Origin of the sequence: Nitrincola iocasae, from assembly GCF_008727795.1 — a bacterium.
GTDB classification, from domain to species: Bacteria; Pseudomonadota; Gammaproteobacteria; order Pseudomonadales; family Balneatricaceae; genus Nitrincola; species Nitrincola iocasae.
In genome coordinates this window covers 3309313-3326415 of the sequence record NZ_CP044222.1, presented here as the reverse complement: position 1 = coordinate 3326415, position 17103 = coordinate 3309313, and the positions used below count along the sequence as shown (strand labels likewise).

The window sequence follows — 17103 nt, the reverse complement described above, 5'->3', positions numbered from 1 at the left end:
CCATCGGGGAGATGCAACTCTGTTTAAGTAGGCTTGAGGTTTATTGAATCATGTCAGGTATATTGGATAGTGTAAACCTTCGGACACAGATGGTCGGTCAGAACCGTCTTGAGCTTCTGTTATTTGGTCTTGAAACCTCGCAGCGTTATGGCATTAACGTGTTCAAAGTGCGTGAGGTTTTACAGTGTCCGGAACTCACCGAAGTGCCCCGAAAAACCTCGGTTATCAAAGGTATGGCACACATACGTGGCGAGACCATACCCGTACTCGATTTGTCTGAAGCTATCGGTCGACCGCCAGTGCCAGCGGAAGAGGAGCGTAGCTGCTTTTTGATTGTTGCTGAGTACAACAAGCGCACTCTGGCCTTTCTGGTTCGAAAGGTCGACCGCATTCTGAATACCAACTGGGATCAGATTATGGCTCCCCCTGCTGAAATTGGGTCAGATAATTACCTGACAGCGGTGTTTGAATTTGAAGGAAAACTCATCGAAATTATTGATGTTGAGCAAATTTTGGCTGATATCTACCCCGCCTCAACCGATGTCAGTGGTGATATTGCCACTAAAGAAATGAAAACCAAGGCCGAGCAGTACCGGGTTATGATTTGTGATGACTCTCAGGTTGCCCGTAATCAAATGATTCGAAGTCTTGAAGGTTTGGGACTTAAGGTTACTGTAGCTAACAATGGTCGTCAGGCTTGGCAGATACTCAAAGACATGGCCGATCGGGACGTTGATGTCCCTGACTACTTTTTGATGTTGATTTCTGATATCGAAATGCCGGAAATGGATGGTTATACCCTGACCTCAATGGTTCGCGGTGATACCCGTATGGATAAGTTGCATGTCATTCTGCATACCTCTCTGAGTGGTGGCTTTAATGTCTCGATGGTAAAAAAGGTTGGAGCCGATGGTTTTCTGGCTAAATTTAACCCGGATGACTTGGCTTCAGTAGTCGTCAAGCGCATCAATGCTGTTAATAAGCACTGACACCTGATAGGTAGAATTGAGTGAAAAGCGGATTCAGCATTACTTCTGAAGAGTTCAGAGGATTCAGTCAGTTTCTGGAAAAAAGCTGTGGTATTTTGCTGGCAGAGCACAAGCAGTATTTGGTACAGAGCCGCCTCAGTCGAATCATGCAGAAAGAGGGCTATGGCAGTCTTTCTGAGCTGATTCGCCGACTCAATCAACCAGGTAATTCAACTATTAAAGAGCAGGTCATTGATGCTATGACCACCAACGAAACCCTGTGGTTTCGTGATATTCACCCCTATGAAATATTAAAAAACAAACTCCTGCCTGAATTGAGTGATGGCAAAAGTTTTCAGAAGCTACGTATCTGGTCGGCAGCTTGTTCAACCGGCCAGGAGCCTTACTCTATCAGTATGGTGATTGAAGAGTTTCGCCAGACTAAATCCAGTGCATTTTCCAGTGGCCAGGAAATTGTCGCCACCGACATCGCCTCCACAGTGCTCGATCAGGCCCGCAAGGGTGAGTATGAGATGCTGGCGCTGGGACGAGGGCTATCACAGGATCGCTTGACGCGTTTCTTTACTAAATCCTCCGAAGGGAGTTGGCAGATCAAGACTGAAATACGCAATCGTGTGCGTTTTCAAAGCTTGAATTTGCTCGGACAGTACTCGACGTTAGGGCAGTTTGATATTGTCTTTTGTCGCAATGTATTGATCTATTTCTCGTCAGATGTAAAGAACGACATATTGCGTAAAATTCATAAGCAGCTCAAACCCGGTGGCTATTTAATTCTGGGGGCTTCCGAGTCTCTATCCGGGCTGCCTGAGCTGTATAAAATGATTCATTGCCGCCCTGGCATTATCTATCAGGCGGTTTGAGTTGCCGCTCGGGTGGCAGCCCTTTGCCGCTTTTGATCTGATCATCATCACCTGTAGTTCTCGAAGCCCGCAATAGCGGGTTTTTTGATTTTTGGCACAGTGTTTGCTTTATTTGGTTCAAAGCAGTTTTTTGAGTTAGGTGGCAAACATGGCAATAAGTTTTGATTCAGCACTGGGAATACACGCAGACGCATTAACGTTGCGTGCGCGGCGTGCTGAGGTGATAGCGAATAACATTGCCAATGCTGATACCCCTAATTTTAAAGCCAGAGATATCGATTTTCGTGCGGCGTTGAGTGGCGCAATGGGAGATCAGCAATCGCCATTGAAAATGGCAGTGACTCAGAATGGGCATAAACAGCAGTTGGCTGACCCTGATTTTGCGGCTGATTTGATGTTCCGTAACCCATTGCAGCCTGCCGTCGATGGCAATACGGTTGAAGTGCAGGAAGAAATGGCACGATATACTGATAATGCTTTGCGTTATCAGGCTAGTTTTGAATTTTTGAACAGCAAGTTTTCCGGTCTACGTAAAGCCGTTAAGGGTGAGTAAGTATGTCACTGTCTAATGTATTCAGTATTTCCGGCTCAGCCATGAGTGCTCAGAGCATTCGTTTGAATACCACGGCTAGTAATATGGCCAATGCACAGAGTGTCAGCTCCAGTGAGGGAGAAACTTACCGAGCCCGGCATCCGGTTTTTTCACTGAAAGCACCGGATGCCGGTGAGCTGCGCTCAGCAGATTCTGGATTGGTGCCTGGGCAGGGTGTGCAAGTATTAGGCATAGTTGAAAGCCAGGCTCAGCCGCGCATGGCCTATGAGCCAGACCACCCGCTGTCAGATGAGCAAGGATATGTGTACTACCCGAATGTAAATGTGGTGGAGGAGATGGCCGATATGATATCAGCATCACGCTCCTTCCAGATCAATACTGATGTAATGAATACGGCAAAGCAGATGCTGCAGAAAACCCTGACACTGGGTCAGTAAGCTTGAATTAGAGGATATCGTCATGAGTACGATTAATACCACCCCCAACATCTTTGAACAGATCAATCAAGCCAATCAGCAGAGCTCAACCAAGAAAGCTGAAGGGAATGACGATAGTCAAATGTTCATGAAGCTGATGATTGCGCAATTACAAAATCAGGATCCGACCAGTCCGGCCGATTCTGGTGAATTTATGCAGCAGATTTCCAGTATGACCATGGTTGAATCGATGGCAGAAATGTCAAGCACCTTTCAAACCATGAGTAATAGTTTGTTGAGTAGTCAAAGTGCTTTACAGGCCTCGTCGATGGTTGGTCAGCGGGTATTTATTAATACGGATATAGCCCAGATGACTCAACAGGGCGGGGCGTTGCCAGGCACGGTTAATCTGGAAAGCAACACTACGGATCTGCGCGTGTCTATCTACGATCAGGGGGGAGCCTTGGTAGATCAGGTGAATATGGGACAGACCCAGGCGGGTGAGCGCAGCTTTGTCTGGAATGCTTCTGAAGAAGTGCCTCCGGGAAATTATCAGATGATAGCTGAGGCCTACGACGGAGAAAAATATACACAGGTTGATACCTGGTTACCCTTTACCGTGAACAGTGTGTCACTGGGTCAAAATGGTATCGGTATGAAAGTGAATACAGCAATTGGTAGCATCGATTTCAGCGATGTTAAACAGCTAGGGTAAGTGAGGATAACGTCATGTCATTCAATACAGCGATTACTGGTTTAAAAGCAGCCTCCACCATGTTGGATGTGACCGGTAACAATATAGCTAACGTCAGTACCACTGGCTTTAAATCCTCACGTACTGAGTTTGCTGATATTTACGCCACAGCAGTTGTGGGTGCGGGTTCAAGTAATAGCCCGGGTTCCGGTGTTACTGTCGCAGGCATTTCGCAGGACTTTAGTGCTGGCACCATCGAGTTCACTAACAATAACCTTGATTTGGCCATCAATGGATCAGGCTTTTTTCAGTTGAGTGATGGACAAGGCAGTACAACTTACAGTCGTGCTGGGGCGTTTGAGCTGAATAAGGAAGGTCAGATCGTTTCCAAAACGGGTAAGTTTTTGCAGGGTTATGGTCTGGATGCTGATGGCAATCGCTTGCCAATTGGTAATTTGGAAGTGTCGCAAAAAGAAAGTCCACCTAAAGCCACAGAGTCGATCGATCTATCGTTTAATATCGATGACAGGGCGGATTCATCAACCTTATTGCCTGAATATAATAAGGATGAGCCGGGTTCCTTTACTTATACCACTACCGTCAGAAGTTTTGACAGCTTAGGTAATGAGCAAACCGTTAAGTTTAACTTTGCTGAGCAGCGTCCTGTGCGACAGCAGTACGCATATGATGTAACTGGCCTGACAAACTTTACCATATCGGGTGTTACCTTAGACAGTGTTACGGATTTTGTCGCTGGGGAGTTGGTTGATAATCCCCCAGATAATAAACGTTCAGCATTGGCAGCAGTTGATCCACGAATTGATCTAAACAGTATTCGGTATGATGGAACAGAGCTTTCTTTTGAGTTGAAAGCAGCAGAAACTGATACTGGAGGGATGCGTGTTACTGATACATCCGCTCCCTTAATCCCGACGGTGGAGCAAAAACGTGATGCAAATGAGGTCCGTACCTATGATCTGGCGTTTACAGGGAGCCCCGCGGGAACAATTGAGATAGGCGGTGTTACGGTCCCTATAACGGCGGGGCAGACACACACAGAGATAGCTCAGGCAATCAAAACCCGTGAACCACAGATTTTAGATCGTAATCCTGATATTGAAGCCATTTTTATTAATGATGATGGTGTTAATCCACCGCAAGTCGAAATTCGCTTCAAGGCTGACGTTGGTGAAGTGGCTGCAAATCGCTATCAACCGATAATCTCCAATACCGTCGCCGCTGCTCAAATTGATTTTGGTACAGCGACTGCTAGCGGTGTTGCATCGGCTATCGCTGATCCGGATGAGCATGTTGTTGGTGATAATAGTTATCAGGGTAAATACCGCTTGTATGGTTACCTGAATAATGAAGAGTTGCTTGATCTTGGTAAGCTTCAGGATCCTGGTGCAGGTTCTGAAACCGAGCCTGGCCCTATTCTCATTTCATTCAATCCGCGTAGTGGTTTGCTGGATGGTATTAATGTGTTTGGCAGCGATGGTTCCTTTACCCCAGGTACGCAAGTACCTGCAATTACCATCAGTGGTGCAGATCCAGCCAACCCTCTGACAGAAATTCGTCTGGATCTAACCAACTCTACACAATTTGCATCGGCTTCAATTGTTAAGAATCAGCAGCAGGACGGTTATACTAAAGGGGATTTGATTGGGGTGACGTTTGCGCCAACAGGGGAAATGGTGGCTTCATTCAGCAATGGACAGAACCAGTCTCTGGGTGTGGTGGCCTTCGCTACCTTTGAAAATCAGGATGGGTTACGTCCAGCGGGTGATACGGAATGGATAGCAACTCTTGAATCCGGTAATGCTATTCTTAACCCCCCGGGTACAGGCTTAAATGGTACGCTGCGTTCAGCGGCATTGGAGCAGGCAAACGTAGACCTGTCGACTGAGTTGGTTAACCTGATTCAGGCGCAGCGTAACTTCCAGGCTAGCTCTAAAACGCTGGAAACAGCTAACAATATCACTCAGAATATTCTGAATATTTAATAGTAGAGCAGGCACCTGAATTTGTAGGAGCTCACCCTGTGAGCGAAGATATAAATCGTCCAGAGACTGGGCTCCTACACATGGTTCCATATACCTGTAGGAGCCCAGTCTCTGGGCGATTTTTCGCTACATCATATTGTCGCCCGGAGACCGGGCTCCTACAACACCTTTTCCCTTCTCAGCTACTCCGTTAAATACACACCTGGCACACGAATTGCAATATATCCTGTAGTCCCGATAAAAGCGGCAAGCGTCTACCGCCGTACAGAGGAGAGGTAATGGATAAAGTATTGTATGTAGCCATGACCGGTGCGCGCGAAAATATGAATGCGCAGCAGATCCGGGCCAACAATCTGGCTAATGTCACTACCACCGGCTTTAAACAGGATTTTGAGCAGGCACGTTCTATGAGGGTAATGGGTGACGGTTATGCATCACGCGTCTATTCAATGGCCGAGTCCCCCGGGACCAATCGAGCATCTGGAACGTTGCAGCAAACCGGGCGGGATCTGGATATTGCCGTAGTGGGAGGGGCTTGGCTTGCTGTGCAGGCACCGGATGGTACAGAAGGTTACACGCGTGCGGGTGAGCTGCAAATCAATGCCGCGAACCAGCTGGTTACTGGCAGTGGTTTGCCGGTTATGGGTGTAGGTGGTGCTCCGATTGTCATTCCGCCCGCTGAAAAAATTGAAATTGCTAATGATGGTGCTATCAGTATTCGGCCGGTTGGTGATGATGCCGTAGGGTTAGTGCTAGTCGATGCAATTAAAGTAGTTGAACTGGATCCGGCTACCTCTTTTAAAGGAACCGAAGGATTAATGCGCACTAATGACTTGCAGCCGTTGCCACCGGCACAGAATGCGCAAATTCGATCAGGCTACTTGGAAAGCAGTAATGTCAATGCCGTTGAAGAGTTAACTGCGATCATCACCCTGTCACGTCAGTATGAGATTCAGGTCAAGATGATGAAAACTGCTGAAGAGAATTCCAGTGCTGCAGCCAGTGTGCTGCAGATGAGCTGATAACAGGAGAATAAGATTATGCATGGTGCATTACATGTCGCAAAAACAGGTCTCAGCGCACAGGATACCAACTTACGGGTAATCTCCAATAACCTGGCTAACGTCAGTACCGTTGGGTTCAAGAAAGATCGTGCTGTGTTCGAAGATCTGCTCTATCAGATTCGTCGTCAGCCTGGCGCTCAAAATGCTGCAGATGCGCAATTGCCTTCAGGTCTGCAGTTGGGTCACGGTGTTCGTACCGTTAGTACTCAGAAAATGTTTGATACGGGCGACTTGCAGATTACTGATCGTACCTTTGATGTGGCGATTAATGGCCGAGGTTTTTTTCAGGTATTGCAGCCGAATGGTGATACTGCCTACACCCGTAATGGCCAGTTCCATCTTAATGGTGATGGACAGATTGTAACCGCCGAAGGCTACCAGTTAGAGCCAGAGATAGCATTGCCTGGTGAAGTGGTGAACTTCAGTGTGGGTGTTGATGGTACGGTGACCGCCGTCATCGCAGGTGATCCTAATCCGCAGGTATTGGGACAGATCGAACTGGCTGACTTCGTTAATCCGGAAGGTTTGCAGGCTGTAGGTCAGAATCTGTTTATTGAAACTGCCGCCAGTGGTCCAGCAAACGTGCTGAACCCGGGTGAACAGGGTGTGGGTATTCTAAAACAGGGTATGTTGGAAGGATCCAACGTCAATGCGGTAGAAGAGTTGGTGAATATGATCACCACTCAGCGTGCTTATGAAATCAATTCCAAAGTCATATCTACAGCCGATCAGATGCTGTCCTTTGCCACACAGCAGCTTTAATGAGTCGGGCATAAGAGGTTAGGGTGATGAAACGTGTAATAAGACTTTCCTTGGTAACAGCTGGTTTGTTGGTGTTGGCTGGCTGCGTGAACAAAGCCCCCAAGCCAGACAATCCTTACTATGCACCCGTACAAATGCCCAGCTTCGAAACGCCCAAACCGATCAATGGCGCTATTTACCATGCGTCAACCAGCCGCGACATTTACAGCGATGGTCGGGCACATCGGGTAGGCGATATTATCACTATTAATCTGTCAGAAACCACGCAGTCTTCCAAGCAGTCGAGTACCAGTATTGATAAGAGCACGGATATCAATTTGCCAGTCCCCAATGTTATGGGGCAGCCGCTAACTATTGGCGGACGTGAGTTGTCAGCAGGTGTGAGCGGTGAAACCGAATTTGAAGGAGATTCTAGCTCCAAAATGAGTAATCAGTTGAGTGGCAATATTACTGTCACCGTGCAGGAAATTTATCCCAACGGTGTGATGCTGGTGCGTGGAGAGAAATGGCTGACCTTGAATCAGGGTGATGAGTATATTCGAATCAGCGGGTTGGTTCGGCCTCAAGACATTACGGCTGATAATTCGCTCGATTCAACACGTCTGGCGGATGCACGTATTACCTACAGTGGCACGGGAGCTACGGCTGATGCCAATGTGATGGGTTGGCTGGGTCGTTTCTTTATCAGCGCACTGATGCCCTTTTAAGAGGATAAGAATATGAAAAAAATCATCTTGTTGGCGATTATCCTTCTGTTCAGCATCGAATCAGCGTTGGGAAACACCTATACCTCTCGGTTGAAAGATCTGGTCGATGTGTCCGGCGTACGAAACAACCAGCTGGTAGGTTATGGTCTGGTTGTGGGGTTGGATGGAACCGGGGATAGCCGCGCAAATTTCACCTCACAGACGTTTCGGAATTTGTTGAATAACATGGGGGTCGTTATGCCGGCCAACGTTAACCCACAGTCAAAAAATATAGCCGCTGTAGCGATTCATGCCGACCTGCCACCCTTTGCCAAGCCGGGACAGACTATCGATATCACCGTATCCACCATCGGCGATGCAGGCAGTCTGCGCGGTGGTTCATTATTAATGGCTCCGATGAAAGGTGCTGATGGTCAGGTCTATGCGATGGCACAAGGAAGTCTGATCGTAGCGGGTTTTGGTGCCGAAGGTCGTGATGGCTCACGTATCTCAGTGAACGTGCCCAGTGTTGGGCGTATCCCCAATGGGGCTACCGTAGAGCGTGAGGTAGTGAGTGGTTTTAGCCAGGGCGATAGCCTGACACTGAACCTGAAAACACCAGATTTCACTACAGCACGTACCATTTCCGATCAGATTAATGGTTTGCTTGGGCCGCAAGTGGCTGCAGCAATGGATTCAACCTCCATACGTGTACGTGCGCCGCGTGATCCGTCGCAACGTGTTACTTTTTTGTCAGTGCTGGAAAATCTGCAGATTCAGACAGCGGAAGAAACCGCTAAAGTGATTATTAACTCGCGCACCGGCACCATCGTTATCGGTCAGCATGTGCGTGTATCGCCCGTGGCGATTACCCATGGTGGCCTGACTGTATCGATTACAGAAGAGTTCGATGTGGACCAGCCGGATGCGTTGGCGGGCGGCCGTACAGTGGTGACACCACGTACCGGTATCGAAATAGATGAAGGTTCCGGGCGAATGTTTGAGTTTGCTCCAGGTGCCTCCTTGCAGGACATCGTGGAAGCAGTCAATAATGTCGGCGCAGCCCCCGGTGATTTAATGGCCATACTGGAAGCTCTGAAGCAGGCCGGTGCGCTCAGAGCTGAGTTAGTGGTAATCTGACATGGTTAATAACAAGCCCGCCGTGGCGACACAAAATCCGCAGTTTTATACCGAGCTGAATCAACTCAGTGAGCTGCGTCGCCGTGCGGGTGATGATGAACAGGGTGCACTGCGTGAAGTCGCGCAGCAGTTTGAACAGATATTCATGAACATGATGCTGAAAAGCATGCGTGATGCCAATGCCGCCTTTGGTGAAGATAACCCCTTCAACAGTAACAGTACCCGTTTCTTCCAGGATATGTATGACCAGCAGATGACGTTGGATCTGGCGCAAAGTAGTACGCTGGGGCTAGCCGATGTTATGGTGCGTCAGCTCAGCCAGCATTCTGGCATTCCCGCAAATCAGGATAGGGATGATCTGAACCAATCACTAAGCGAAGCCGAAATGCTGCTGAATCGTGCCATGAATACGACGGCAGGTATGGCGGCTTCAGCCGTGTTAGGACAGGCGCAGACGCCGTCGTCTCGGTCAGGTTCTGAGCAGGATGATGCTACCCCGTCTGATCAAAGCCATGCTCAGGGAGTGGATGCCGCCGAAAACCTGCCCGCTCGCTTTGATTCCCCTCGCGAATTTGTCGATGCTTTATTGCCGATGGCCGAAGAGATGGCCGCTGAATTGGGTGTTGACCCTAAGGTACTTCTGGCTCAGGCCGCATTAGAAACTGGCTGGGGACGCTTTGTCATTGACGGAAGCAATAATCTTTTCAATATCAAAGCCGATAGTGGTTGGGGAGGCGAGCGAGTCAATGTCTCTACTTTGGAATACCGCGATGGTGTAGCCGCAAAAGAGATGGCGGCATTCCGTTCTTACGATTCTTATGCTGATAGTTTCCGCGATTATGTGAGTTTTCTGCGTACCAATCCACGTTATCAGCAGGCATTAGAAAATACCGCGAATCCGGCAGACTACTTACGTGAACTGCAAGCGGCGGGTTATGCAACTGATCCAGCTTACGCACAGAAAATTGAACAGATTTTCAGTGGAAATATTCTTGCGCAAGCGGGACGAAATACTCAAGAAGGCTGAGTTTCAGCCGATAAGATAAAAGAATATTTGAGCAATTAATGCTCACGGGAGTGTGATATGTCCAGCTTTAACTTACTCGGACTCGGCGTTCAGAGTCTGACCGCTAATCAGACCGCCTTGTCTGTTGTTGGTCAGAACATATCCAATGTCAATACGCCGGGTTACAGCAGGCAGGTCGCAAATTTTAATTCCCGTGAACAGCAGTACGGTGTTCAGGTTGAAAGTATACAACGCATTACCGATCAATTTTTGGTGCGACAGTACTGGAGCGATAACTCCACATATAATCAGGCCCAAGTAACCACGTCTCTGTCTAATCAACTGGATGATATGCTGGCATCGTCATCTACCAGTGTATCAGTTGCACTGGATAACTATTTTTTGGCGCTACAAAACGCTGTAGATGATCCCTCCTCTTTACCAAACAGAGAACTGTTCGTGTCAGAAATGGACTCAATGACACGTCGATTTAATGAATTAGCTAATGGCCTGGATCGTCAAAACACGACCATCAATGATCAGTTTAGTAATTTTGCTGATGAGGCAACATCTATTGCGATCAATGTAGCTGACCTAAATGACAAAATTCGTTTGGCAACTGCCGCGGGTAAGCCGGCTAACGAACTTGAGGATCAGCGCGACCAACTGCTGAAATCTCTGTCTGGGTTCATGGATATTACCGTTGTTGAGCAAGATAATAACCAGAAGGGTGTGTTTGTCGGCAATGGGCAGCCTTTGGTAATTGGCAATACCGCCAGTCGTCTGGTTGCGGTTCAGGGTGACCCTGATGCATCACAGCCTGGGTTGGCGCTTATGATTTCCGGTCGGGAGAGCAATATCACTTCTCAGGTGACGGGCGGAAAGCTCGGCGGGTTGCTGACCTATCGTGAACAAATGCTTAATCCTGCGATTAATGAACTGGGCAGAATTGCGCTAGTGCTAGCCGACTCCATGAATGAGCAGCACCAAAAAGGGATGGACCTGGATGGTAATCTGGGTGGCAGGCTGTTTGAAGACATTAACAAGCTGACGGCTATGCAGGATCGTATTTCTGCCGGTAGCAAAAATCAGGCTGTACTCGATCAGGCGCAAGTACGGATTACCGATAGCTCCAAAATACAGGCATCCGACTATCAGTTGAAATTTACGGGTACCAATCAGTTCGTAATACAACGAGAAAGTAATGGCAGACAGGTGGACATGTCAGACCTGACCCAGGTAGCGAGCCCCGATGACGTAGAGGACGGCAGTTATTATGCTGACTTCACTTCTGGCACACTTGTTGTTGGCATTGATGGTATGAAAATCAGCTTGGAAAGCCGTAGCGGGTTTGGGGACAATGATCAGTTTCTGGTACAGCCAACCCGGTATGCGGCAACGGAACTGCGTGCAGAAGTTACCAGTGGGCGATCGCTGGCGCTGGCATCACCTATCAGCACCAATACTGAATTAGACAATTTGGGTACCGGTGTTGCTAAAGTGAATGTGACGGACATAACCGCTGTTGGTTTTGCCACGCCAGGTCAGTTAACACCGCCCGTGGAAATTCGCTTTGAAAACACTGATCCGCTAAGTTATAGCGTGTTAGATATCAGTGATCCGGCTAATCCACAGGTGCTGGATTTGGGGTTTGGCCCGTTGCAAAACCAACCTTATGAAGCCGGTAAACCTATTCAGCTTGATGGTTATGAGGTCACTATTACTAATCGACCAGAACCAGGCGATAAGTTCAGTTTTGACTACAATACCGGGGGTGTTTCCGACAACCGTAACGCATTGGCCTTGTCAAACCTGCAGCAAAATCAACTGATCGAAGGTGGAACCTATCAGGATACCTATGGACGTTTAGTGGCGGGTGTTGGGACACGCACCGCCATTTCAAAAAATAATATGGAAGCCAGTCGAGCGGTACTGTCCGCCAGCGAAAACGCCTTGAGTAGTGTTTCAGGGGTTAATATGGATGAAGAGGCCGCCAAGCTGGTGCAGTTTCAGCAGGCCTATCAGGCCTCCGCTCAGTTGATTCGTGCCTCACAAACTATTTTTGATAGCTTGCTGAGCGTCATATAACAGGAGTTCGCCATGCGTATTGCAACTCAACAACAGTTTATTAACGCTGTTAATAATATGCAGCGAAGCCAGAGTGAAATGGCTCGATTGCAGGAGCAAGCTTCATCAGGTAAACGTATACAGCGTCCTTCCGATGATCCGGTGGCCTCTGCACAGATTGTCAAACTTGAAAGAGAGTTAGCGCAGTTTGAGAAGTTTGAGCTTAATATTGATGTTACTCAGCGTCGTCTTGAGCTGCAGGAGACGATTCTTACTGATATCAATACCGCTGTTGACCGGATGCGAGAGCTGACTCTGAAGGCGTCTTCAACTGGCACCTTGAACGATTCTGATCGCAAAGCTATTGCCACCGAAATTCGGCAGATGAGTGACTATGCGGCCAGCCTGATGAATACCAAAGATTCTCAGGGTGAATATATCTTCGCTGGCAGCAAGGGGTTTACCCAGCCTTATCAGCAAACTGGAGATGGGCGATATACCTATGAAGGTGATGGCGGACAACGCTCCATTCAAGTGTCGTCGGAGCTTTATCTGCCATCTAATGATCCCGGTGAATATTTGTTCGAAGCGGTGAGCCGCGAGACACAGGTGCAGCGGCTTAATGTAGAAAACGACACGGTAGAACTGCTGCCTTTTGCATCACGTGAAGCCGAAACCCGCTTTGCCGATGCGGTGAAGAATCGTGGTGATTTATCCTTTGAGGTTTATCTGGAGCCCAATACGCCTGAGAGTTATGGTGTGCGTCTGCGCGATAGTGGTGGCGAAATACTGGTGGATCAATCGATTGGAGAAACCACTGAGTTTCCTTACAGCTTTAGTTATGAAGGACTAAATGCCGAAATCAATGTGCCACAAACACAGGATTTGACGTTCAACGCCCAGCCTGAAGTCATGGGTATTAGTGAAATTAATTTAGTAGATCAGCAGGTTGCTAAGACTTTTGCTGAGTTGTATGGTGATATCACCTTGGCCTTCTCCAAGGATCCGCTACCTGCAACCACAACCGGTAGCTATACCTTGACCGATAGTGATGGTGATCCGATCAGTTTGGGTGGGCAGACGAGCTTTCCGTATACTGATGGGCAGCCGATTACGGTCGGTGGCTATGAGTTACAACTGGATACACCCGCAACGGGTCAGGCATATACGCTGCAGCCCTCATTGGCAGGTTCACCGTTACCGCCGCTGTCAAATGTCAGTGCTGTGAGTCTGGCGGATAGTGCTCAAGTACTTACTCTGATGAATAACGGCAGTGTTACTGACGTGGAGGTAGAGTTTGATCCTGCTTCAGGCGAAGTGCTGGTGGATGGTGTGGCCTACACACCCGCTGGTTTGAATTTTGCCGATAACACAGAGTTTGTTCTTAATCTGGAGGCGCCCGTTGGCACGCCCAGTGGAATTAGCTTAACCTTTATACCCAGTGAGATCACTCAGGGTGAACGCTTGACGATTGATCTTTCGAATCAGCCACAAGCCGCTACGGAAATACGGGTTACGGATCAGCAGAAAAACCTGCTGGATATAGCCATGGATCTTGCCGATTTGCTGGAGCAGCCGCTTACGCCGACTACCCAGTCAGAATTCAGCGAAAATATTGCGCGTGCTTTGGAGGATTTTGAGGCAGCGGCCAGTCGTAATATCGAATCACGAACCCTGTTGGGATCGCGTTTAAATGCGCTGGACAGTGTGGCTGAGTCCAATGGCGACTTTAAGTTGTTTACCAAGAGTGCCTTATCGTCTATCCAGGATCTGGATTACGCTGAAGCGCTCAGTCAGTTCAAGCTGACTGAGTTGGGGCTGCAGGCGGCACAGGCCACTTTTTCACGGGTGCAGAACCTGAGCCTCTTCGATTATTTACGCTAACACTCAATCATTCTGTTGATACACGCGGCTGGCCTTGCGTGTTTTCAGCAGATCAGAGTTTTCATCCAGCAGGATCTGGCGTACCTGCTTAACCCGCGCCTGAATCATTTGATCCGCTGCACGGGTAGATAGCATAGCCTCTTGGAATTCTGCCGCAGTTTGCTCATCCAGACGGGGTTGTTGTTCAACCAGCTCTCTTAGTTGCTGCAGAACAACGGCGCGTTGTTCCTGATACAGCTCCAGCTTTTGCCAGTCTTCGTTTTTACAGCAGTTCACGGCGGCATCAGTGAGTTGGCAGAGTTCTTGGGCTAATTGCGCTAAAGGCTTCATAAATTTTGGCTCAATTAAAAACTTGTTAAAAAAATACTAAAGAACAGTCAGAGTCGGGCGATAACACTATCAGACGCTGCAAAGGCATAAAGCTGAAGCGGAACGTTTATAGAATCAGTGGCATGTTACCACTGCTCTTAACTCAGGAGATACAGTCATGTCTATGGTAATTAATTCAAACATTATGTCGCTGAATGCGCAGAATCAACTGTCTAAATCACAGAGTGCTCAGCAATCAGCGATGGAACGCTTGACCAGTGGTAAACGCATCAACGGTGCTAAAGATGATGCGGCCGGTCTGGCAATTTCTAACCGCATGAGTTCACAGATCCGAGGCCTGGACCAGGCTGTTCGTAACGCCAATGATGGTATCTCCATGATCCAGACCGCTGAAGGCGCACTGGAAGAGTCTACCAACATTCTGCAGCGTATGCGTGAACTGTCCATCCAGTCTGCCAACGGAACCTACTCTGAAGGTAACCGTTCTACATTGAATGCCGAGGTTAAACAGCTGGTCTCCGAGTTGGATCGTATCGCTGAAACCACCTCTTTCAATGGTCAGAATATTCTGGATGGATCTTTGGGTAAAACTGCTCTACAGGTGGGTTCTGAAGCGAACCAGACTATTGAGTTCAGCATAGGTAAAATGGATGCTAAAACTCTCGGTATGGGGTCTACCAGTGCTGATGTAATGGGTGCAGCAACAACCTTGGTTGCCGATACCACCGCACTCACTAAAGACTCTATCAATATCAACGGACAATCTATTCTGGCTACTGGTGAGACCTGGACTGGTGGTACAGATGAATTCGGGGATTTGATTGAAAAAATCAACACCAATGTACGCGGTGTTACAGCCAGCACCTACGCTGAAACAACTGCCACCTCTGCGGGCACAGGTGTGCTGGTTGAAGGTACAGATACACTGACTATCACGCTGAACAAGCTGGATGGTACTACCGCTGCAGTTAGTGTAACCGGCACAGAAGATATGGAAGGCCTGGTTGCTAAGATAAACGAAGAAGGCGGTGGTCTCCTGGCGGCATCTGTTGGCGACGATGGTAAACTTACCATTAGTGCTGAGAATGTTGCTGGCATCACTATGACCGATGTCGTTGGAGCCACGGGTACTTTGGCTGATGCAACCGCATCAATTACCTTGACCTCTGATGATGGCGAAGCGGTTATTGTAGAGCGAGGCTCTGTGGGTGATACCGCGACCTTGGCTGCATTCGGTTACCGTGAGAATAATGATCCGGGTGTCATTGAAGGTGCTGCAGCCGGCGCTGGTACGCTGGCATCTGGTGATGTCACCATCAATGGTGTCAAAGTGGGTGCCGGTGATGGCGCTACGCTTCAGGATACTGTTAATGCTATCAATGCAGTTAGCAGTGAAACCGCTGTTAAAGCGACCGCCTTTAGTTCAGTTGAAATCGATGTGAGTGCCAAAACCGGTGCGCATGCTGCAGCTGATTTTCACCTTAATGGTGAAATTATCAACTCAGGTGCAGATATTGATGCGCTGGTTACCAACATTAACGCGGTATCTAGTGATACTGGTGTGACTGCAACTCTCGAAGGCAATTACTTACGCTTGGAAGGTGATGTTTCGCAGATTAAATTTGGTGATGCTACTGGTGTGTCTGATAGTGGTGCGGCTCTAGCTGCTGCAATCGATGCAGGCGGTTCAGTAACCGTTGCTGATGCAGCTGGCGGTGTTAAATTGACCTCCGATTCAGGTAGCCCAATTAGTGTTGATGTCAATGCTAACGGTGCAACTGTGACAGGTTTGCTTGATGCCAATACAACAGCCAATGGTAAATTCGGTGCCGCTGTAAACAGTATCGATATTTCCACTGCAGCGGGTGCTCAGAAAGCTATCGGTATTATCGATAATGCGCTGGATACCGTAAACAACCTGCGTGGTGACCTGGGTGCGGTGAATAACCGTCTGGAGTTCACCATGAACAACCTGTCCAGTATCTCCCAGAACGTGTCTGCGGCACGTTCACGGATCGAAGATGCTGACTTTGCGGTAGAGTCTGCTAACCTGTCCCGTTCACAGGTTCTGCAGCAGGCCGGTACAGCGATGCTGGCCCAGGCCAATGCTCAGCCGCAGCAGGTGCTGTCACTGCTTCAGTAAGCTATACTGAATAAGTGAACCCGGAAAAATGCCGCCCGCTTCACCGGGCGGCATTTTACTTTAAAGGCGCGGAAACAGCGCTTAATTATTTGGAGGTGTACCATGTCAGTGGAAAGTCTTGGAGTAGCATCGACTCTGGCGCCGGATGCCGCGGTAAAACGCGCAGAACCTCAAGCGCCAGACCAATCGCGTAAGGCCGAGGTGGTGGCGGTACGTCCAGTAGAGGCAACTGAATTGTCTCCAGAAATGATCGATGCAACCGTCGAAAAACTGGAAGATGCCATTGATCAGCTCAACAGTTTGATGCGTGATGGTCAGCGTACGTTGAATTTCAGTGTTGAGAAAGACCTGAACAAGGTTGTTGTTAAAGTAATGGATGTGGAAACCGAGGAGATTATTCGTCAGTTTCCTGATGAGCAAGCGCTCAAGTTTGCCAAGCATCTTGAGGGTATGATGGGTTTGTTGTTTAACGATAAAGCCTGAAATGAGTTTTGGTGTGTTTTTTA

Annotated in this window: 16 protein-coding genes; 15 read left to right on the top strand and 1 reads right to left on the bottom strand. The window is 48.4% G+C overall.

The genetic code is table 11. The features are described from left to right. Positions 1 to 50: 50 nt before the first annotated feature. The 13 genes from F5I99_RS15325 to flgL all read left to right on the top strand — a co-directional run bounded on the left by F5I99_RS15325 (position 51) and on the right by flgL (position 14124). Positions 51 to 989, top strand: coding sequence for a chemotaxis protein CheV (locus F5I99_RS15325; RefSeq protein WP_151057490.1), 939 nt, complete (start codon positions 51 to 53; stop codon positions 987 to 989). A 20-nt stretch (positions 990 to 1009) separates the two neighbouring features. Next, positions 1010 to 1849, top strand: a complete 840-nt coding sequence (locus tag F5I99_RS15320) for a CheR family methyltransferase (protein ID WP_151057488.1) — start codon at positions 1010 to 1012, stop codon at positions 1847 to 1849. 148 nt (positions 1850 to 1997) lie between these two features. After that, entirely contained in the window at positions 1998 to 2402 is a 405-nt protein-coding gene (gene flgB, locus F5I99_RS15315) for a flagellar basal body rod protein FlgB (RefSeq protein WP_151057486.1), read from the top strand. A 2-nt stretch (positions 2403 to 2404) separates the two neighbouring features. Continuing rightward, positions 2405 to 2839 (top strand): flagellar basal body rod protein FlgC, encoded by a 435-nt coding sequence (gene flgC / locus F5I99_RS15310; RefSeq protein ID WP_151057483.1) that lies wholly within the window; start codon positions 2405 to 2407, stop codon positions 2837 to 2839. 22 nt (positions 2840 to 2861) lie between these two features. After that, positions 2862 to 3533, top strand: a complete 672-nt coding sequence (locus tag F5I99_RS15305) for a flagellar hook assembly protein FlgD (protein ID WP_151057482.1) — start codon at positions 2862 to 2864, stop codon at positions 3531 to 3533. Positions 3534 to 3547: 14 nt separating this feature from the next. Continuing rightward, entirely contained in the window at positions 3548 to 5515 is a 1968-nt protein-coding gene (locus F5I99_RS15300) for a flagellar hook-basal body complex protein (RefSeq protein WP_151057480.1), read from the top strand. A 278-nt stretch (positions 5516 to 5793) separates the two neighbouring features. Then, positions 5794 to 6537: a flagellar basal-body rod protein FlgF gene (gene flgF / locus F5I99_RS15295; protein WP_151057478.1), complete on the top strand. Its 744-nt coding sequence runs from the start codon at positions 5794 to 5796 to the stop codon at positions 6535 to 6537. Positions 6538 to 6555: 18 nt separating this feature from the next. Next, complete coding sequence (gene flgG / locus F5I99_RS15290; protein WP_151057476.1) at positions 6556 to 7341, top strand: flagellar basal-body rod protein FlgG; 786 nt, start codon at positions 6556 to 6558, stop codon at positions 7339 to 7341. A gap of 26 nt (positions 7342 to 7367) precedes the next feature. Beyond that, a complete protein-coding gene (flgH, locus tag F5I99_RS15285; RefSeq protein WP_151057474.1) occupies positions 7368 to 8048 on the top strand; it encodes a flagellar basal body L-ring protein FlgH in 681 nt (226 codons plus the stop codon). Between the two features lie 12 nt (positions 8049 to 8060). Next, entirely contained in the window at positions 8061 to 9167 is a 1107-nt protein-coding gene (locus tag F5I99_RS15280; RefSeq protein WP_151057472.1) for a flagellar basal body P-ring protein FlgI, read from the top strand. A gap of 1 nt (position 9168) precedes the next feature. After that, positions 9169 to 10194 carry a flagellar assembly peptidoglycan hydrolase FlgJ gene (gene flgJ, locus F5I99_RS15275; protein ID WP_151057470.1) on the top strand — a complete coding sequence of 342 codons (1026 nt, stop codon included), beginning with the start codon at positions 9169 to 9171 and terminating at the stop codon, positions 10192 to 10194. Between the two features lie 57 nt (positions 10195 to 10251). Beyond that, positions 10252 to 12261, top strand: a complete 2010-nt coding sequence (flgK, locus tag F5I99_RS15270) for a flagellar hook-associated protein FlgK (RefSeq protein WP_151057468.1) — start codon at positions 10252 to 10254, stop codon at positions 12259 to 12261. Positions 12262 to 12273: 12 nt separating this feature from the next. Continuing rightward, on the top strand, positions 12274 to 14124 hold the full coding sequence (flgL, locus tag F5I99_RS15265) for a flagellar hook-associated protein FlgL (RefSeq protein ID WP_151057466.1): 1851 nt from the start codon (positions 12274 to 12276) through the stop codon (positions 14122 to 14124). A gap of 3 nt (positions 14125 to 14127) precedes the next feature. Here flgL and F5I99_RS15260 read toward each other — a convergent pair whose 3' ends face one another. Then, positions 14128 to 14454, bottom strand: a complete 327-nt coding sequence (locus tag F5I99_RS15260) for a hypothetical protein (protein WP_151057464.1) — start codon at positions 14452 to 14454, stop codon at positions 14128 to 14130. 157 nt (positions 14455 to 14611) lie between these two features. On the opposite strand from F5I99_RS15260, the gene F5I99_RS15255 reads away from it, so the two are divergent. Both F5I99_RS15255 and F5I99_RS15250 read left to right on the top strand, forming a co-directional pair. After that, entirely contained in the window at positions 14612 to 16597 is a 1986-nt protein-coding gene (locus tag F5I99_RS15255) for a flagellin N-terminal helical domain-containing protein (RefSeq protein ID WP_151057462.1), read from the top strand. A gap of 102 nt (positions 16598 to 16699) precedes the next feature. Further along, positions 16700 to 17080, top strand: a complete 381-nt coding sequence (locus F5I99_RS15250) for a flagellar protein FlaG (RefSeq protein ID WP_151057460.1) — start codon at positions 16700 to 16702, stop codon at positions 17078 to 17080. The last annotated feature ends 23 nt before the right edge of the window (positions 17081 to 17103 follow it).